This window comes from Frigoribacterium sp. VKM Ac-2530 (assembly GCF_015350835.1).
Lineage (GTDB): Bacteria > Actinomycetota > Actinomycetes > Actinomycetales > Microbacteriaceae > Frigoribacterium.
Genome location: NZ_JADKSE010000002.1, coordinates 103532 through 121750 on the forward strand (window position 1 = coordinate 103532; position 18219 = coordinate 121750).

At 72.8% G+C, this 18219-nt stretch carries 15 protein-coding genes and 2 pseudogenes; 12 read left to right on the plus strand and 5 right to left on the minus strand.

Annotated elements, in window-relative coordinates; all coding sequences use genetic code 11:
* Nucleotides 1–14: 14 nt before the first annotated feature.
* Nucleotides 15–890 (minus strand): SMP-30/gluconolactonase/LRE family protein, encoded by an 876-nt coding sequence (locus tag ITJ48_RS09410; RefSeq protein WP_194613488.1) that lies wholly within the window; start codon nucleotides 888–890, stop codon nucleotides 15–17.
* Nucleotides 891–1013: 123 nt separating this feature from the next.
* Here ITJ48_RS09410 and ITJ48_RS09415 point away from each other — a divergent pair, with 123 nt between their 5' ends.
* Entirely contained in the window at nucleotides 1014–2957 is a 1944-nt protein-coding gene (locus ITJ48_RS09415; protein WP_370544861.1) for a glycoside hydrolase family 15 protein, read from the plus strand.
* The gene (locus ITJ48_RS09420; protein ID WP_194613489.1) at nucleotides 2957–5368 is read left to right on the plus strand and encodes a phosphoketolase; all 2412 of its coding nucleotides are present in this window, start codon (nucleotides 2957–2959) and stop codon (nucleotides 5366–5368) included. The genes ITJ48_RS09415 and ITJ48_RS09420 overlap by 1 nt, the downstream gene beginning before the upstream one ends.
* A gap of 96 nt (nucleotides 5369–5464) precedes the next feature.
* On the opposite strand, the gene ITJ48_RS09425 is transcribed toward ITJ48_RS09420, so the two are convergent.
* On the minus strand, nucleotides 5465–6448 hold the full coding sequence (locus tag ITJ48_RS09425; protein WP_194614399.1) for a Ku protein: 984 nt from the start codon (nucleotides 6446–6448) through the stop codon (nucleotides 5465–5467).
* A gap of 92 nt (nucleotides 6449–6540) precedes the next feature.
* On the opposite strand from ITJ48_RS09425, the gene ITJ48_RS09430 reads away from it, so the two are divergent.
* The 3 genes from ITJ48_RS09430 to ITJ48_RS09440 all read left to right on the plus strand — a co-directional run bounded on the left by ITJ48_RS09430 (nucleotide 6541) and on the right by ITJ48_RS09440 (nucleotide 11803).
* Nucleotides 6541–7428, plus strand: a complete 888-nt coding sequence (locus ITJ48_RS09430; protein WP_192169855.1) for an SDR family oxidoreductase — start codon at nucleotides 6541–6543, stop codon at nucleotides 7426–7428.
* Between the two features lie 252 nt (nucleotides 7429–7680).
* The gene (locus ITJ48_RS09435) at nucleotides 7681–10248 is read left to right on the plus strand and encodes an ATP-dependent DNA ligase (RefSeq protein ID WP_194613490.1); all 2568 of its coding nucleotides are present in this window, start codon (nucleotides 7681–7683) and stop codon (nucleotides 10246–10248) included.
* A 160-nt stretch (nucleotides 10249–10408) separates the two neighbouring features.
* Nucleotides 10409–11803 (plus strand): MFS transporter, encoded by a 1395-nt coding sequence (locus tag ITJ48_RS09440; RefSeq protein ID WP_194613491.1) that lies wholly within the window; start codon nucleotides 10409–10411, stop codon nucleotides 11801–11803.
* Between the two features lie 87 nt (nucleotides 11804–11890).
* On the opposite strand, the gene ITJ48_RS09445 is transcribed toward ITJ48_RS09440, so the two are convergent.
* Nucleotides 11891–12538: a MerR family transcriptional regulator gene (locus ITJ48_RS09445; protein ID WP_370544862.1), complete on the minus strand. Its 648-nt coding sequence runs from the start codon at nucleotides 12536–12538 to the stop codon at nucleotides 11891–11893.
* A 115-nt stretch (nucleotides 12539–12653) separates the two neighbouring features.
* Here ITJ48_RS09445 and ITJ48_RS09450 point away from each other — a divergent pair, with 115 nt between their 5' ends.
* The 4 genes and pseudogenes from ITJ48_RS09450 to ITJ48_RS16195 form a co-directional block, all read left to right on the plus strand.
* Nucleotides 12654–13154, plus strand: coding sequence for a DUF4188 domain-containing protein (locus tag ITJ48_RS09450; RefSeq protein WP_194613493.1), 501 nt, complete (start codon nucleotides 12654–12656; stop codon nucleotides 13152–13154).
* Between the two features lie 52 nt (nucleotides 13155–13206).
* A complete protein-coding gene (locus ITJ48_RS09455; protein ID WP_194613494.1) occupies nucleotides 13207–13797 on the plus strand; it encodes a GNAT family N-acetyltransferase in 591 nt (196 codons plus the stop codon).
* A gap of 68 nt (nucleotides 13798–13865) precedes the next feature.
* A pseudogene (locus ITJ48_RS16190) lies at nucleotides 13866–13958 on the plus strand (DivIVA domain-containing protein); the annotation flags it as partial.
* A 12-nt stretch (nucleotides 13959–13970) separates the two neighbouring features.
* A pseudogene (locus ITJ48_RS16195) lies at nucleotides 13971–14123 on the plus strand (DivIVA domain-containing protein); the annotation flags it as partial.
* A gap of 8 nt (nucleotides 14124–14131) precedes the next feature.
* Here the strand turns inward: ITJ48_RS16195 and ITJ48_RS09465 are convergent.
* Together ITJ48_RS09465 and ITJ48_RS09470 are read right to left on the minus strand one after the other, a co-directional pair.
* Entirely contained in the window at nucleotides 14132–14716 is a 585-nt protein-coding gene (locus ITJ48_RS09465; RefSeq protein ID WP_194613496.1) for a gluconokinase, read from the minus strand.
* Nucleotides 14716–16104, minus strand: a complete 1389-nt coding sequence (locus ITJ48_RS09470; protein ID WP_194613497.1) for a GntP family permease — start codon at nucleotides 16102–16104, stop codon at nucleotides 14716–14718. Before ITJ48_RS09470 ends, ITJ48_RS09465 begins: the two co-directional genes overlap by 1 nt.
* A gap of 210 nt (nucleotides 16105–16314) precedes the next feature.
* On the opposite strand from ITJ48_RS09470, the gene ITJ48_RS09475 reads away from it, so the two are divergent.
* The 3 genes from ITJ48_RS09475 (at nucleotide 16315) to ITJ48_RS09485 (ending at nucleotide 18217) form a co-directional block, all read left to right on the plus strand.
* Nucleotides 16315–17046: a FadR/GntR family transcriptional regulator gene (locus tag ITJ48_RS09475; protein WP_194613498.1), complete on the plus strand. Its 732-nt coding sequence runs from the start codon at nucleotides 16315–16317 to the stop codon at nucleotides 17044–17046.
* Between the two features lie 126 nt (nucleotides 17047–17172).
* A complete protein-coding gene (locus ITJ48_RS09480; RefSeq protein WP_194613499.1) occupies nucleotides 17173–17484 on the plus strand; it encodes a hypothetical protein in 312 nt (103 codons plus the stop codon).
* A gap of 4 nt (nucleotides 17485–17488) precedes the next feature.
* Complete coding sequence (locus tag ITJ48_RS09485) at nucleotides 17489–18217, plus strand: 4'-phosphopantetheinyl transferase superfamily protein (protein ID WP_194613500.1); 729 nt, start codon at nucleotides 17489–17491, stop codon at nucleotides 18215–18217.
* Nucleotides 18218–18219: the final 2 nt, after the last annotated feature.

The following is an 18219-nucleotide window of genomic DNA, read 5'->3' on the forward strand; positions in this document are numbered from 1 at the left end:
AGGCGCTCAGGCCGTCAGGCCTGCGGGCCGAACAGGAACGGCGCCCGACCGGCGCGGTCGAGGTCGAGCGCGAACACGCCGCCGCTGAGGGGGTGCTCGGCGAGCTGGTCGTCGTCGAGGCCCTCACGCGCCGACAGCACGAAGAGGGTGCGCAGGTCGGCACCGCCGAAGCCGATGCCGGTGAGCAGCGGCACAGGGAACTCGATCCGCTCGACGACGTCGCCGTCGCGGTCGAGGTGCACGACGACGCTCTCGCCGTGGACGGCGCCCCAGAACTCGCCGAGCTCGTCCCGGGCGAGGCCGTCGTGCGATCCGCCCGACGAGAAGGGGACGAGCTCGCCGAGCCTGCCGTCGGCGTCCCACGAGGCGCGGTAGATCGTCTCCCGGTCGGTGTCGGTGAGGTAGATCTCCGAGCCGTCGTCGTTCCACTCGAAGCCGTTGGTCGTCGTGAAGTCGTCGCGCAGCATCGTGACGACGCCGTCGGGCCCGACGCGCCACAGGCCGGCGACGGGAGCGCCGTCCGGGTCGAGGGCCCCGACGACGAACGCGCCGAACGGGTCGCACTTGCCCTCGTTCAGGCGCATGCCCTCCTTGGCGAGCTCGACGGCCGCGAGCACCTGCAACGAGCCGCCGTCGTCGTCCGTCAGCACGACCTGGTCCTCGAGGGCGGCGACGAGACCGCCGCCGCGACGACGCTGGAAGCTGGGGAGGGGCGGGTCGACGGGCAGGGACCGGTCGCGCAGGCCGTCCGCCGAGGTGCGGTGCAGGAGCCCAGGCGTGATGTCCGTCCAGACGAGCTCCTGCGCGTCGACGTCCCAGACGGGGCTCTCGCCGAGCGTCGCCCGGGCGTCGAGGAACAGGCGGGGACGGGGCGTGCCGGTGTCGGTCATCCGTCCCGTCTACGCGTCCGGCCTGGCCGCCGCCTCCTCCCCAGGGGTACGGAGCCCTCCCGTACCGCACAGACCCCTGGCAGCGGCGAGCACGAGGAGGCGCGGGAGAGCACCGTAGGACGGGTGACCGACACCATCCAGAACGCCCCCGCCGACACCGACGACTTCCATGACGACGCGTGGTCGGCGCCCGACCCCCGGGAGGACGGCTACGTCGCCCTGCGCTCGTACGGGGCGATCGGCGACGGCCGCACCGTCGCGCTGATCGCGCGCGACGGCCAGATCGACTGGCTGCCGTTCCCGTCGATGCCGAGCGACCCGGTCTTCTCCGGCATCGTCGACTCCGCCGACGGGGGCCGCGTCGAGCTGCGGCCGGTCGACGACGACTTCGAGGTCCAGCGCGCGTACGTGCCCGGCACGAACGTGCTGCGCACCCGGTTCCGCACCTCCGCCGGCAGCGTCGAGGTCACCGACGCGCTCGTGACCGGCGTGGCCGGCCGGCTCCCCTGGGGCGAGCTCGCGCGTCGCGTCGACGGCCTCGAGGGCTCGGTCGAGATGCGCTGGGCCGTCGTTCCGGGCAACGCCTTCGGCACGCATCCCGTCACCCGCGTCGACACGGTGCACGGCCCCGTGCTCCGCGCCGCGGACATCAACCTCGCGCTGGTCGGCTTCGAGCACGGCCGCACCGACCCCACGGAGCCCGGCGACGGCGACGCGGAGGGGCCGCTCGAGTTCCGGGGCACGTTCACGACGTCGCCGGGCTCTCGGTCGCTGATCTGCCTGTGCGGCACCGAGGACGAGCCGCTGCACCTGCCCGACCCGCACGTCGTCGACCAGGGCATCGACCGCACCATCGAGAACTGGGAGGGCTGGTCGACGGAGTTCAGCTGGGACGGTCCCTGGGCCGACGCCGTGCACCGCAGCGCGCTCGCCCTCAAGCTGCTCATCTACAGCCCCACCGGCGCAATCGCGGCCGCGGCGACCACCGCCCTGCCCGAGAACTTCACCGGGCAGAAGAACTGGGACTACCGCTTCGCGTGGGTGCGCGACCTCGCCTACACGGTCAACGCGCTGCTGCGCTTCGGGCTGCGCGAGGAGCCGCACGCGGCCGTGTCGTGGCTGCTCTCGGCGCTCAAGGCCAACGGCCACGAGATGCACATCTTCCTCGAGCTCGACGGCAGCGTCCCCGGCGGGACCCGCGAGACGGAGTCCGAGGGCTGGCGGGGCATCGGCCCGGTGTACGCCGGCAACCCCGCCGGCGGTCAGCTGCAGCTCGGCGTCTTCGCCGACATCATCGCGGTGATGAGCCAGTACGCCCACGGCGGCAACATGCTCGACGCCTCCACACAAGACCTGCTGACCGGCTTCGCCGACGACGCGTGCCGTCGCTGGCAGGAGAAGGACAGCGGCATCTGGGAGCTCGGCGACGAGCAGCACTACGTCAGCAGCAAGATGGGCTGCTGGCAGGCCATCGACGCCGCGCTCGGCCTGGCCGAGATCGGCCAGCTGCACCCCACGGACGACGACCTCGAGCACTGGAAGAAGAACCGCGACCTCATCGTCGAGTGGATCGACGAGCACGGCTGGTCGGAGGAGCGCGGCGCGTACCTCATGCACCCCGACAGCGACGCCCTCGACGCCTCGGTGCTGCTGCACGCGCCCAGCGGCTTCGACCGCGGCGAGCGGATGTCGCGCACCATCGACACCATCCGTGCCGAGCTCGGCGCCGGCCCGCTCGTCTTCCGCTACAGCGGTGTCGACGCCGAGGAGGGCACCTTCGTCGCCTGCGCCTTCTGGCTCGCCTCCGCCCTGGCCTGCGTCGGCCGCATCGACGAGGCCGTCGACCTGATGGACGAGCTCGTCGTGCAGTCGAACGACGTCGGGCTGTTCACCGAGATGATCAGCGCCGACGACGGGCAGTTCCTCGGCAACATGCCGCAGGGCCTCAGCCACCTCGCCCTCGTCAACGCCGCCATCACCATCGACGAGATGCGCACCGAGCTCGGCGTCCAGCCGGACGACCGACGCGACGGCGACGACGACGCGAACGACCGCCAGGAGAACTGATGACCGACGCTGCCGCCTCCTCGCCTGCCGCCCCTGCCGTCCCGGCGACGCCCGACGACCTCCGGCTCGTCGACGCCTGGTGGCGTGCGGCCAACTACCTGACGGTCGGGCAGATCTACCTGCGCGACAACGCGATGCTCGAGCGCCCGATCGCCCGGGACGACATCAAGCCCCGCCTGCTCGGCCACTGGGGCACGTCGCCGGCGCTGAGCCTCGTCTACGCGCACCTCAACCGGGTGATCCGCCGCGACGACCGCGACCTGCTCTACGTCTGCGGCCCCGGGCACGGCGGACCGGCGATGGTGGCGAACACCTGGCTCGAGCGCACGTACTCCGAGCTCTTCCCGAAGGTGCCGCTCGACCGTGACGGCATGAAGGAGCTGTTCCGGCAGTTCTCGTTCCCGGGCGGCATCCCGTCGCACGCGGCGCCCGAGACGCCGGGCTCGATCAACGAGGGCGGCGAGCTCGGCTACTCGCTCAGCCACGCCTACGGCGCCGTGCTCGACGACCCCGACCTCGTGGCCGTCTGCGTGATCGGCGACGGCGAGGCCGAGACCGGGCCCCTCGCGACGAGCTGGCACGCGAACAAGCTGCTCGACGCCGTGCACGACGGCGCCGTTCTGCCGATCCTCAACCTCAACGGCTACAAGATCGCGAACCCGACGATCCTCGCCCGCATCCCCGAGGGCGAGCTGCTCGAGCTGTTCCGCGGCTACGGGTACCAGCCGATCGTGGTGTCCGGCGGCTTCGACGGCGAGGACCCGATGGTGGTCCACGCGCAGATGGCGGCCGCGCTCGACGAGGCCTTCGGCCGCATCGACCAGATCCAGCAGGAGGCGCGCTCGGGCGAGAGCACCGAGCGCCCGCGCTGGCCGATGATCGTCCTGCGCACCCCCAAGGGCTGGACGGGCCCGAAGGTGGTCGACGGCAAGAAGGTCGAGGGAACCTGGCGGGCCCACCAGGTGCCGCTGAGCGGCGTCCGCGAGAACGACGAGCACCGCGAGCAGCTCGACGCCTGGATGCGCTCGTACGGCGCCGACGAGCTGTTCGACGAGACCGGGGCGCCCGCCGCGTTCCTCGACGAGCTGCGCCCCCGCGGCGAGAAGCGGATGAGCGCGATCCCCGCCTCGAACGGCGGGCTGGTGCGTCGCCCTCTCTCGCTGACCGACTACCGCTCGCACGCCGTCGAGACCAGCGACGACCGCCGCACGACGGCGGAGGCGACCCGGGTGCTCGGCCGCTGGCTCGCCGACGTCGTGCGCGACAACCCGGCGACCTTCCGGCTGTTCGGCCCGGACGAGACCGTCTCGAACCGCCTCGACCCCGTCTTCGACGTGACCGACCGCGTCTGGGCGGCCCGCATCGACGAGGAGGACGAGCACGTCGCCCACAGCGGCCGCGTGATGGAGGTGCTGAGCGAGCACCTGCTGCAGGGCCTGATGGAGGGCTACCTGCTCACCGGTCGCCACGGCCTGCTCAACACGTACGAGGCCTTCGTGCACATCGTCGACTCGATGTTCAACCAGCACGCGAAGTGGCTCGAGAGCGCCGACGACATCGCCTGGCGCGAGCCGATCTCGTCGTTCACCTACCTGCTCTCGTCGCACGTCTGGCGCCAGGACCACAACGGCTTCTCCCATCAGGACCCGGGGTTCCTCGACGTCGTCGTCAACAAGCAGGCGCACCTCGTGCGGATCTACCTGGCACCCGACGCGAACACTCTGCTCGCCGTCGCCGACCACGCACTGCGCACCACGGACACGGTGAACGTGATCGTCGCCGGCAAGCAGGAGTCGCCGGCCTGGCTCTCCCTGCCCGAGGCGGAGGCGCACGTCGCCGCCGGCGCGGGCATCTGGGAGTGGGCGGGCACCGAGGGCACGGCGGTCGACGGCGTCGACCCCGACGTCGTGCTGGCCTGCGCGGGCGACGTGCCCACCCTCGAGACGGTCGCCGCCGCGGACATCCTCCGCCAGCGCCTCCCCGACCTCGTGACGCGCGTCGTCAACGTCGTCGACCTGATGCGCCTGCAGGACGCCGACGAGCACTCGCACGGCCTCGCGAGCGACGACTTCGACGCGCTGTTCACGACGACACGGCCGGTGATCTTCGACTTCCACGGCTACCCGACACTCGTGCACCGGCTCACGTACCGCCGCACGAACCACGACGGCATCCACGTGCGCGGCTTCCAGGAGAAGGGCACGACCACCACGCCCTTCGACATGGCCATGCTGAACGACATCGACCGGTACCGGCTGGTGCTCGACGTGCTGCACCGCGTGCCGGGTCTCGCCGACGCGCACCCCGACCTCGTGACCGAGTTCGAGGCCAAGCGCGAGGAGGCCCGGGCGTACGCGTACGAGCACGGCGAGGACCTGCCCGAGGTCGTCGAGTGGGAGTTCGGCCGCTAGGTCGCCTGATCGCGCGGTCGGCCGATCAGCTGATCGGCCGACCGAGATGCCGCGTGACCGGTGATCTCGCGGAGCATCTCGCCGGGGCGGGCGGCCTCAGCTCGCCTTCTTCTCCGCGGCGGGCTTCTTCGCGGCGGTGGGCTTCTTCGCCGAGGGCGCCTTCTTCGCGGCTGCGGGCTTCTTCGCAGCGGACTTCTTCGCGGCAGGTTCCTTCTCGGCTGCCGGCTCCTTCTTCGCGGCGGACTTCTTCTTCGCCGGGGCCTTCTTCGCGCCCGACCGGCTGCGCTCCACCGACTGGCGGAGCGCCTCCATCAGGTCGATCACCTCGCCGTCGCCGGATCCGTCGCCGTCCTCGTCGTCGTCGTCACCCGAGCGGCCGAACGTCGCGTCCGTGTCGAGCGACTCGCCCTCCTCGAGCTTGGCGTCGATGAGCTTGCGGAGCTCCTCCTGGTAGTCGTCGCCGAACTGCGACGGGTCGAAGTCGTCGCCGAGCGACTCCACCAGGGAGCCGGACATGTCGAGCTCCTTGCCGCTGATCCGCACCTTCTCGTCGAGCACGGGGAACCGCGCCTCGCGGACCTCGTCGTCCCAGAGCAGCGTCTGCAGCACGAGCACGTCGCCGCGCACGCGCAACGCGGCGAGCCGGGTCTTCTGCCGCAGCGAGAAGTGCACGATGGCCGTGCGGTCGGTCTCCTCGAGCGTGCGCCGCAGCAGCACGTAGGCCTTGGGCGACGCGGAGTCGGGCTCGAGGAAGTAGCTGCGGTCGAACATCAGCGGGTCGAGCTGGTCGCTCGGCACGAACTCGAGCACGTCGATCTCGCGCGAGCGCTCCTCGGGCAGCGACTTCAGGTCGTCCGCGGTGAGCACCACGGTGCGGTCGCCGTCGTCGAACGCCTTGTCGATGTGCTCGTAGTCGACGACCTTGCCGCAGATCTCGCACTTGCGCTGGTACCGGATCCGACCGCCGTCCGCGTCGTGGACCTGGTGCAGCGAGACGTCGTGGTCCTCGGTGGCGCTGTAGAGCTTAACGGGCACGTTGACGAGCCCGAACGTGATCGCGCCCTTCCAGATCGATCGCATGACGGTCATGTTCCTCCGCATGCGCTCCGAATGACCGGCTGACGGGTACAGACGCCGGGCACGTCCCCCGCACGGCGTGCACCGTGGAGCACATGAGCCAATACGACAAGAAGAACCCGGTCGACCTGTACCCCGCGCCGCCGTTCCCGAAGCAGGAGCAGTCCCTGCCGGGCGAGGCCTGGAAGATGGACCCGAAGCCCGACCACGGCGAGACCAGCTACGTCGGCAAGGAGCGCCTCGTCGGCTTCCGCGGCATCGTCACCGGCGGCGACTCCGGCATCGGCCGTGCCGCCGCCATCGCCCTCAGCCGCGAGGGCGCCGACCTCGTGCTGAGCTACCTGCCCAGCGAGCAGACCGACGCCGAGGAGGTGCGCGACCTGCTCGAGGGCGAGGGCCGCCGCGTCGTCCTGGTTCCCGGCGACATCTCCGACGAGCAGTACTGCAAGGACCTCGTCGCGAAGGCCGTCGAGGAGCTCGGCGGGCTCGACACGCTCGTCATGGTCGCCGGTCGGATGAAGAGCAACGACGACATCCTCACGCTCACCACCGAGGACATCGACTCGACCATCAAGACCAACGTCTACTCGCTGTTCTGGCTGTCGCAGGCGGTCATCCCGCACCTCGAGCCCGGCTCGTCGATCGTGACGACCGGCTCGGTCCAGGGCACGCAGCCGAGTCCGGACAAGATCGACTACGCACTGACGAAGGGCGCCATCGGCGTCTTCACGTCGGGCCTCGCGCAGCAGCTCGCGCCCAAGGGCATCCGCGTCAACCAGGTCTCGCCCGGCCCGGTCTGGACGCCGCTGCAGCCCGGCTCGGACGACGCCGAGACCGTGTCGGAGTTCGGCGGCCAGGCGCCGTTCGGCCGCCCCGGCCAGCCGGCCGAGCTCGCCGCGGCGTACGTGCACCTCGTGAGCCCGGAGTCGAGCTACACCTCGGGTGCGACCATCACGATCGCGGGGGCCATGCCGGCCGTCTGACCGGCACCGCGCCTCCTCGGCTCCGCTCGCGGCCCGCTCCCCCGCCCCGGCGGGGAGGCGGGCCGTCGCGGTCCGCGGGCGCGGGCGTCCGGGACGCCCCGCACGACGAACGAGCATCATCGAGGCAGACCGAGTTCGTCGAGGGCGGGCATTCCGGGCCGAGGGCGGGTCGCCCACCACCCGCCCTCGGCCCGGAACACCCGCCCTCGGCAGGAATCAGGCGAGCAGGCAGACGACACGAGGAGGCGCCGGATGGCCAGCAAGGGACGCGGCGAGCGCGTGCAGGTCGGCGGGCACACCCTGCAGCTCACCAACCTCGACAAGGTGCTGTACCCCGCGAGCGGCACGACGAAGGCGGACGTGCTCGGCTACTACGCCGCCGTGGCCGAGTGGATGCTGCCGCACGTGGAGGGCCGTCCGGCGACGCGGAAGCGCTGGGTGAACGGCGTCGACGGCGAGGTCTTCTTCGAGAAGAACCTGCCTGACTCGGCGCCCGAGTGGGTCGCCCGGCACGAGATCGAGCACAAGGACCACGCGAGCGTCTACCCGATGGTCAACGACCTCGCGACGCTCACCTGGCTGGCCCAGGTCGCGGCGCTCGAGGTGCACGTGCCCCAGTGGCGCTTCGGGCCGCGTGGCGCGCAGCGGAACCCCGACCGGCTCGTGCTCGACCTCGACCCGGGCGAGGGCGTGGGCCTCGCCGAGTGCGTCGAGGTCGCGCAGCTGCTGCGGCCCCTGCTCGACGGGATGGGCCTCGAGCTCGTGCCGGTGACGAGCGGCAGCAAGGGCGTGCACCTCTACGCGCGGCTCGACGGCAAGCAGACGAGCGCGCAGGTCAGCGACGTGGCACACGAGCTGGCCCGGGCCGTCGAGGCCGACCACCCCGACCTCGTGCTGAGCACGATGGGCAAGGCCGACCGGCGCGGCAAGGTGCTGCTCGACTGGTCGCAGAACAACGGGAACAAGACGACGGTCGCGCCGTACTCGCTGCGCGGCCGTGAACGGCCGACGGTCGCGATGCCGCGCACCTGGCGCGAGCTGGCCTCGAAGAGCCTGGAGCAGCTCGAGTACACCGAGGTGCTGGCGAGGCTGAAGCGGCGCGGCGACCCGCTGGCCGACGTGTCGAGCGGCACCCCGGTGCCTCCCGGCGAGCTCGGCGACGACATGCGCAACACCGAGTCGCCCGAGCACGACTCGTCCCACGACGGCGACGGCGCGGGCGAGACGCGCGAGGGGCGCGACCGCCTCGCCACGTACCGGTCGATGCGCGACGCGTCGAAGACCGCCGAGCCCGTCCCCGCGGCCGCCCCGCCGACGAGCGACGGCCGCAGCTTCGTCATCCAGGAGCACCACGCCAGCCGCCTGCACTGGGACTTCCGCCTCGAGCACGACGGCGTCCTCGTCAGCTGGGCCCTGCCCAAGGGCGAGCCCGACGACCCCGGCACGAACCACCTCGCCGTGATGACGGAGGACCACCCGCTCGAGTACGGCACCTTCGAGGGCACGATCGCGAAGGGCGAGTACGGCGCTGGCGAGGTCACCATCTGGGACTCGGGCACCTACGACGTCGAGAAGTGGCGCGACGGCAAGGAGGTGATCGCGGTGCTGCACGGCGAGCAGCGCGGCACGCGCCGGGTCGCCCTGATCCACACCGGCCACGGCGGCGGCAAGGCCGACCAGAACTGGCTGATCCACCGCATGGCGGACGATCCCGCCGAGGGCGGGCCGTCACGGGGCGAGCGCAGGAAGCGCGGCAGGACCGTCGTCGGCAACTCCGGAACCGGGTCGCGCTCGGACGACGACTCCCCCGGGAAACGGGGCCGCGCCTCCTCCGGAGGAGGCACGGAGCAGGAGTTGCCGACGCTCGATCCCGTCTCCCCCATGCTCGCCGTCGCGGGCACCGCTGCCGACGTCGACGACGACTGGGCGATCGAGATGAAGTGGGACGGCATCCGTGCGATCGCCGTCGTCCAGGGCGGCCGGGTCACCCTGACCAGCCGCAACGGCCACGACCTGGCCCCCGCCTACCCCGAGCTGCAGGTGCTCGCCGACCAGGTCGACAGCGACGGAGGCGCGGTGCTCGACGGCGAGGTCGTGGCCGTCGACGAGTCCGGTCGCCCCGACTTCGGGCTGCTGCAGACGCGGATGGGCCTGACGAAGCCGCGCGAGGTCGAGCAGGCGGCGAAGGCCGCGCCGATCCGGTACCTGCTCTTCGACGTGCTGCACGCCGAGGGGCACTCGCTCCTCAGGAAGACCTACGACGAGCGGCGCGAGGTGCTCGAGCGGATCGTGACCTCCCGGGGCCCGATCGACGTGCCGGTCGTCTTCGACGGCGACCTCGAGGAGGCGATGCGGACCTCGCAGCGCCTCCGGCTCGAGGGGGTGGTCGCCAAGCGACGCGACGCGACCTACAGCGCCGGCCGACGCTCGCGCGCCTGGATCAAGACGAAGCACCACGCGACGCAGGAGGTGGTGATCGCGGGCTGGCGTCCCGGGAACGGGCGTCGCGCCTCCGGCGTGGGCTCGCTGCTGATGGGCGTGCCCGGCGACGACGGGCTCGTCTACGTGGGACGGGTCGGCACGGGGTTCCGCGATCGGGACCTCGACGCGCTGCTGACGGAGTTCCGCGGGGTCGAGCGGAAGACCAGCCCGCTCGTCGACGTGCCCGCCGCCGACGCCCGTGACGCGCACTGGATCACGCCGTCGCGGGTCGGCGAGGTGTCGTTCGCCGAGTGGACGTCGACCGGCCGCCTCCGCCAGCCCTCGTGGCGCGGCTGGCGCCCCGACAAGTCGCCCGACGACGTCGTCCGCGAGAGCTGACCCGAGGCCGCCCACGTCGCCGGGCCCGTCTGGCACCCCGGAGTGGACGATGCACCCCGCAACGACGGGGTGCATCGTCCACTCCGGGGTGCAGCGCGCTGTGCAGGGACGAGAACAGCGCGAGACCGCGGCCGACACCGGCAGGGAGGAGACTCGAGGCATGACAGACGCCCGCGGCCAGCGCATCGTCCTCGTGGTCGCGGTGCTCGCCTCCTTCGTGGCGTTCCTCGACGGGTCGATCGTGACCGTGGCGCTGCCGGCCATCGCGCGGGGGCTCGGCGACGGAGGCGCGGGGCCGGCGAGCGGAGCCGACCTGACCCTGCAGCAGTGGGTCGTCGACGCGTACCTGCTCGCGCTCGGCTCGCTGATGCTCGTCGCGGGGTCGCTCAGCGACACGTTCGGCCGGGTGCGGGTGCTCCGAGCCGGCCTCGTCGCGTTCGCGCTGACGAGCGTCCTCGCCGCGCTCGCGCCCGACCCCGGCCTGCTCATCGCCGCCCGCGCGCTGCAGGGCGTCGCGGCGGCCCTGCTCGTCCCGTCGAGCCTCGCCCTCATCACGTCGACCTTCAGCGGGCCGGCTCAGGGCCGCGCGATCGGCTCGTGGACGGCCTGGACGGGCGTCGCGTTCCTCATCGGCCCGCTCGCCGGCGGCGCCCTCGTCGACACCCTCGGCTGGCGGTGGGTGTTCGCCGTGGTCGTCGTGCCGGTGGTGCTGACGCTCGCGCTGATGACGCGCCTGCCCGGCGACGCGCACCGCGGCGGACCCGACCAGCCGGCCCGCGTCGACGTCGTCGGCGCCGTCCTCGCCGCGGTCGGCCTCGCGGGCCCGGTCTTCGCGCTCATCGAGGGCCAGCGCGTCGGGTTCGACGCCTGGTTCGTCGTCGCGCCGCTCGTCGTCGGCGTCGTCGCGCTCGTCGCCTTCGTCTGGTGGGAGCGGCGGGCGCCGCAGCCGATGATGCCGCTCGACCTGTTCCGCACCCGCGAGTTCGCCGTCGGCAACCTCGCCACGGTCGGCCTCTACGCGGCGATCAGCCTCGGCACGCTGACCATCCCCCTCGTCGTGCAGGAGCTCGCCGGCCTCACGGCGACGCTCGCCGGGCTCGTCACCCTGCCGACGACGATCGTCTCGCTGCTCTTCTCGACGATGTTCGGCACCCTCGCCGCGACGCACGGACCCCGCCTCTTCATGACGGTCGGGCCGCTGATCACGGCGAGCGGGTTCCTCTGGATGCTGCTCGTCCGCGACCCGATCGACGTCTGGTGGCAGGTCGTTCCCGGGGTCGTCCTCTTCGGCCTCGGCCTGTCCGTCACGGTCGCGCCGCTCACCTCGGCCGTGCTCTCGGGCATCTCGCCGGCCCGGTCGGGCATCGCGTCGGCGGTCAACAACGCGATCTCACGGGTGGCCGGGCTGGTCGCCGTGGCGTTCCTGGGGGTGATCGCGGGAGGCGCCCTCACGGTCGACGGGTTCCACCGCGTCGTCGTCGTGGTCGCGGTGCTGCTCGTCGGCAGCGCGCTCGTGTCGTTCGTCGGCCTGCGGGGCGTGCGCCGCGCCTCCTAGCGTCGCCGCCCCCTGTCCCGTCCTGTTCCGGGCGTCCCGTCGCGTCACGGCGAGACGCGATGCTCGGGACAGGACGGGACACGAGCCCTAGACCGCAGGAGGCGGCGGCGCCGGCAGCCCGCCGACGAGGTCGCCGAAGCGCCGCCACGACGAGTCCTGCTGCGCGAGCCGCCGGAGCGCCAGCAGCAGCGGCTCGACCAGCACCGTGCCCAGCACCACGTACTGCACGGCCGCGTCGACGCTCTCGAGCGGGACCCCCGCGATCTCGGCGTCCGCGACGTCGTGCATGGCCCGCGCGTAGCCGTCGAGGCGCTCGGGCGGCAGGTCGAACCCGGCGGCCTCGAGCCCGTCGACGGCGACCTCGAGCGCGGCGAGCACGGGGCCGTCACCGGGATCGACGGTCCAGCCCCAGCGCTCGACGAGGCCGCGCGCCCGGGCGTGGTCGACTCCCTCGGGCGCGGCGGGCGTGACCGCGTGCTGGGCGACCCCGAGCACCTCCCCCACCGAGTCGTGCTCCAGGTCGAGGAACTCGAGCACTCCGCGCGCCCGCGCCACGCTCAGCCCGCCGGGGCCGAGCAGCGCCCGCACGAGCCGCAGCCGCCGTACGTGCTCGTCGCCGTAGCGGGCCTGCGTCGCCGAGGTGCGCTCGCCCTCGGGAAGCAGCCCCTCGCGCAGGTAGTACTTGATCGTCGCGATCGGGACGCCGCTCAGTTCGGCGAGCTCGGAGATGCGCACGGGTGCCCCCTTGACTTTGGATAGCTGCACTCTCCAAGATGGGAGCGCACTGGAGAGCAACACTATCCAATCGCCAGGCACCCACCCGCGGCAGACGCGTCGAAGGAGCGAGATCATGGCCCGTGTCATCCCCGGCAGGACGACCCACCGGCACGAGGGCGAGCTCGTCGTCTTCCTGATCGGCATGCGTGTGAACAAGATCTGGCGGCCCGACCAGTGGCTCCCCGTGTTCGCCGCGATGACCCCGATGATCGTCGAGTTGTTCAAGGACAAGGAGTCGGGGCTCCGCGGCCTCCGCACCACGATCGGCTCGCGAGGGCCGGTGCTGGTGCAGTACTGGGACTCGCTCGAGAAGCTCTACGCCTACGCCGGCTCGGCCGACCAGGCCCACCGTCCCGCGTGGAGCGCCTTCAACCGCCGGGCCCGCAAGGCGCCCGGCGCGGTCGGCATCTGGCACGAGACGTTCGTCGTCGAGCGCGCCGAGAGCATGTACGTCGGGATGCCCGCCTCCGGCCTCGCCCTGGCGACGGAGGCGGTGCCCGTCGGCCCGCGCGCCGACACCGCCCGCGCGCGCGCCGCGGCCGGCCGCACCACGGCCGGCCCTGCCACGCCGTGAGCCGGCCCGCAGGAGGCGCGGGTCGGCCCGCCCCCTCCGCTACCGTCGACCCGTGCTCACCACCGATCGCCTCCTCCTCCGCCGCTGGCGCGACGCCGACCGCGAGCCGTTCGCGGCGCTGAACGCGGACCCCGTCGTGATGGAGTTCTTCCCCTCGACGCGCACCCGGGCCGAGTCCGACGCGATGATCGACCGGATCGAGCAGGGCTTCGACGCGGACGGCTTCGGCCTCTGGGCCGTCGAGCGGCGCGCCGACCAGCAGCTGCTCGGCTTCGTCGGCCTGTCGCGACCCTCGGTCGACGTGGTCGTCGGCGGCCGGCCGCTCTCCGACCAGGTCGAGATCGGCTGGCGCCTGCGGCGCGACGCCTGGGGACAGGGCCTCGCCACCGAGGCCGCACGCGAGGTGCTCCGCACCGCCCTCGACCCCGACGGGCTCGACCTGTCCGAGGTCGTCAGCTTCACGGCCGCGACCAACCTCCGCTCCCGTGCCCTGATGGAGCGGCTCGGCCTCGCCCGCGACCCGGCCGACGACTTCGAGCACCCGGCCCTGCCGCCCGGCCACCGCCTCCGTCCCCACGTGCTGTACCGCGCCTCCCGCGGTCGTCCCTCCCCGGACGCCGCTCCCCCGACGACGGGGTCCTGACCGTCGCACCGAGGTCGCGACGGGCCACGACACCCTGGCAGGATCGTCGTGACCACGAGGGGGAGACGATGAGAGCAGAAGACGTCCGGGTGAAGCGGTTCTCGCCGGTGAAGTTCCGCGACGGCTACGACACGGACGACGTGGACGCGTTCCTCGCCCGCGTGCAGGCGGCCATGACCGCCGACGACGAGGGCCGTGCGGGCGCGACCGACGTGCGGCCCGAGGACGTCGTGAACGCGCGCTTCACCCCGACGAAGTTCCGCGAGGGCTACCACCAGGACGAGGTGGACGACTTCCTCGACGAGATCGTCGCCGACCTCCGCCGCCGCGGCCTCTAGGCGACCGGCGTCAGCCCGAGCAGGCGGAGCACGTCGTCCGCCTCCTCCTCCGGGGTCCGGGTGGCGTCGACGACGATGTGCCGCTCGTCGGCCTGCGGCGGCTCGAGCGTCGCGACCTGCGAGTCGAGCAGCGTCGTCGGCATGAAGTGCCCCGAGCGCTCGGCCATCCGGCCGCCGATCAGGTCGCCGCTGCCCTGCAGGTAGACGAAGACGACGTTGTGCTCGCGCAGCACGTCGCGGTACTTCCGCTTCAGGGCCGAGCAGGTGATGACGCCGGGCACGCCCTGCATCGCGTGCTCGACGATCCACGACGAGACCGTGTCGAGCCACGGCGCCCGGTCGTCGTCGTCGAGCGGCTGACCGGCGGCCATCTTGGCCACGTTCTCGTCGGGGTGCAGGTCGTCGCCCTCGGCGAGGTCCCAGCCGAGGCGCTCGGCGACGAGCGCAGCGACGGTCGACTTGCCCGAGCCCGACACCCCCATGACGACGAGCACCGGGTCCGAGTCGTGCGCCGGGTGGCGGGCCGACCCCGGCACGAGAGGCGCCGAGGAGTCGGCGCCCGCGTTCTCGAGGGTCGCCATCAGATGAACACGTCCACGATCATGACCCCGGCGAGGGCCGTGACCGACAGCACGCACTCCATCAGGCCCCACGTCTTGAGGTTCTGTCCGACGGTGGTGCCGAGGTACTCCTTGATCAGCCAGAAACCGGCGTCGTTGACGTGCGAGAGGAACACCGAGCCGGCGCCGATCGCGAGCACGAGCAGCGAGGCCTCGGGCGTCGACATGCCCTCGGCGAGCGGGGCCATGATGCCGGCCGCGGTGACGGTCGCGACGGTGGCCGAGCCGGTGGCGACGCGGACGAGCGCGGCGACGAACCAGGCGACGAGCAGCACGCTGATGCCCGACTCCGAGACGGCGTCGCCGATGACGGTGCCGATGCCGGTGTCGATCAGCACCTGCTTGAACCCGCCGCCGGCGCCGACGATGAGCAGGATGCCGGCCACGTCGGGCAGCGACGAGCCGAGCGTCTTCGACACGGCGGCCCGGTCCATGCCGCCGGCGCGGGCGTAGAACACCATCGCGTAGAGGACGGCGACGGTCAGCGCGACCATCGGGGTACCGAGGAACTCGAGCAGGTCGACCCAGGCGCCGGTGGCGGCGGGCAGCGCCGCCTCCCGGACCGAGCGGGCGAGCATGAGCACGACGGGCAGCAGGATGCCGATCAGCGCGTTGAGGAAGGTGGGGCGGCGCCGGGTGCCCTCGCCGCCGTCCTCCTCCTTCGAGACGAACAGGTCGGGCACGGGCACCGGCGCCCACTTGGCGGCGAGCTTCGAGAAGAGCGGGCCGGCGACGATCACGGTGGGGATCGCGACGAGGACGCCGAGGCCGAGGGTCAGGCCGAGGTCGGCGCCGACGGTCGAGACCGCGAGCAGCGGCCCGGGGTGCGGCGGCACGAGGGCGTGCATGGCCGAGAGGCCGGCGAGCGCCGGGATCGCGATGCGCATCAGGGGCAGGCCGGAGCGGCGGGCGACGAGCACGATCACGGGGATCAGGAGCACGAGGCCGACCTCGAAGAACATCGGCAGGCCGATCAGGGCGCCGATCAGGGCCATCACCCAGGGCAGCGCCCGCGGCGAGGCGCGCGAGATGAGCGTGTCGACGATGCGGTCCGCTCCCCCGCTGTCGCTGAGCAGCTTGCCGAACATCGCGCCGAGGCCGATGAGGATGCCGACGCTGGTCATCGTCGAGCCGAAGCCGGCGCCGAAGCTGGTGACGGCGTCGCCCGGGGCGAGGCCGGCCCCGATGCCGACGCCCACGGCCCCGAGCAGCAGCGCGAGGAACGGGTGCACCTTGAGCCAGGTGATGAGGCCGACGATCACGACGATGCCCACGAGGGCGGCGATGATCAGTTGCGCGTCGGTGCCCGAGGGCGTGGGGGCGGCCGAGGCCAAGAGCGTCAGGGTCATGCTGTCGCGTCCTCTCGAGGTCGCGACCGTGCGACCTCTTCGTCAGGTGGAGTGCTGCGTGCGGCGAGCCGGTGCCAGGAGGATCTGCCATCCTGGTGGCGCGCACGGATCTGATTAGTATGACTAATCAGATTCATGGAGTGTGCCACACGCCCGTGCTCCGGGCAACACCCGATCGTCTCGGGTGCCGTCCCACCGAAGGACTCGACCATGACGCCCGGCCTCCCCTCGTCGCGCGACCGCGGGCTGCACGGCCAGGTCGTCGACGTCCTCGGCCAGGAGGTCGTCGACGGCAGGCTCGTGCCGGGCTCCATCCTGAACCTCGACCAGCTCGCCGTCCGGTTCTCCGTCTCCCGGTCGGTGCTGCGCGAGGCGGTCCGGGTGCTGCAGTCGCTGGGGCTCGTGGAGCCCCGCCAGCGCACCGGGACCCAGGTGCAGCCCCGCTCCTCCTGGGACCTGATGAGCCCCCAGGTGATCCTCTGGCGCGGCCGCGGCCCCGAGTACTTCACCCAGATGCGCGAGCTGCTCGAGCTGCGCCTCGGCCTCGAGCCCGTCGCGGCCCGCCTGGCCGCGCGCGCCATGGACCCCCTGCAGGCCTCGCTGGTGCAGGAGGCGGCGCGCACGATGGTCGAGGCCGGCCGGTCCGGGGACGGCCACCGCTACCTCGAGGCCGACGTCGCGTTCCACACGGCCCTGCTGCACGGGTCGGGCAACGCCGTGCTCGGTCACTTCGCGACGCAGGTCGAGGCGCTGCTCCGCACCCGCGTCGAGGAGAAGCGCTTCACGATCACCGACTGGACGCCGACGGCCGCCGAGGCGCACCTCGCCCTGGCCGACTCGCTCGTCGCCGGCGACGCCGAGGCCTCGTTCTCGCGCTGCTGGCACCTGATCGAGACGACCGTCGACGAGTTCGTCCGCGAGTCCGAGGCCGCCGGCCGCTGACGGGCCCGCAGCGCGGCAGGATCGCGGCACGGCATGGCACGGCTCACAGGAGGCGCTGGCCGACCGCACAGCAGTCCGTCACCTCGCGTTCACGTGCGCGTCGCCCGCGGGGTGCACGATGCCCGCATGATCGCGATCAGCGCCGAGGTGCGGCAGGCCGACGGCATCGACTCCGTCCGCCAGCTCGAGACCAGCCTGCGGCGACACTGGGAGAGCATCCCCGTGAAGTCCCACCAGTACCTGCTGCGCTTCTGCGACGGCCCCGTGCTCGTCACGGACGAGCTGCGCTCGCTGCGCCTCGACGTCGTCGTCTCGGACGAGCGCTCCGCCGCGCACTTCGTCGAGTCGTTCCGCAACGAGATCGAGTCGCGCGTGGTCGGCCGCCCCGTCGACGTCCGCTGGTCGCGCCCCGCCGTGGCCCCGCAGCCGCTGCGCTGACCCCGTGACCACCGCCCTGTTCCCGCCGGCACCGGTGTCGACCTGGCTGGTGCCGCTCGACGACACGGCCGACGGCGTCGTCGCCTCGCTCGGGCTGGCACGGCCGGAGGGCGCCCCGGCGTCGTGGCTCGACGCCGACGAGCGCGCCAGGGCCGCGCGGCTGCACGACGCGACCGACCGCCATCGCTGGCTGGTCTCGCACGTCGCCCTCCGCCTCCTCCTGGGCGCGGCGCTCGAGGTGCACCCGTCCGCGGTGTCCGTCGTCCGGGAGGCGTGCCCGCGCTGCGGCGGCCCACACGGCCGCCCGGCGCTCGGCCCGTCCGCCGGCCGCCCGCTGCGTTTCTCGCTCAGCCGCTCCGGAGGGCACGCGCTGATCGCGCTCCGCCGCGGCCTCGACGTCGGCGTCGACCTCGAGACCGCGACCGCGGGCACGCCGTCCCCGGCTGCGCCCGCGACCGACGGCCTCGCCCGCTGGGTGCGCACGGAGGCGCTGCTCAAGTCGACGGGCGAGGGCCTGACCCGCGACCCCGACGCCGTGGCCCTGCGGCCGACGGCGCCGGGCGTCTGGAGCGAGCACGTCGAGGGCGACGACGCCGCCGGACCGGAGCTCGTGGGCCCGGCCCCCACCGTCGCCGACCTGGCGCTGCCGAGCCCGCTCGTGGCCGCCGTGGCCGGCCCCGGGCTCGACCGTGCCCGCGTCCGCGTTCACCTCCCGGCCACCGCGGCGGCCTAGGT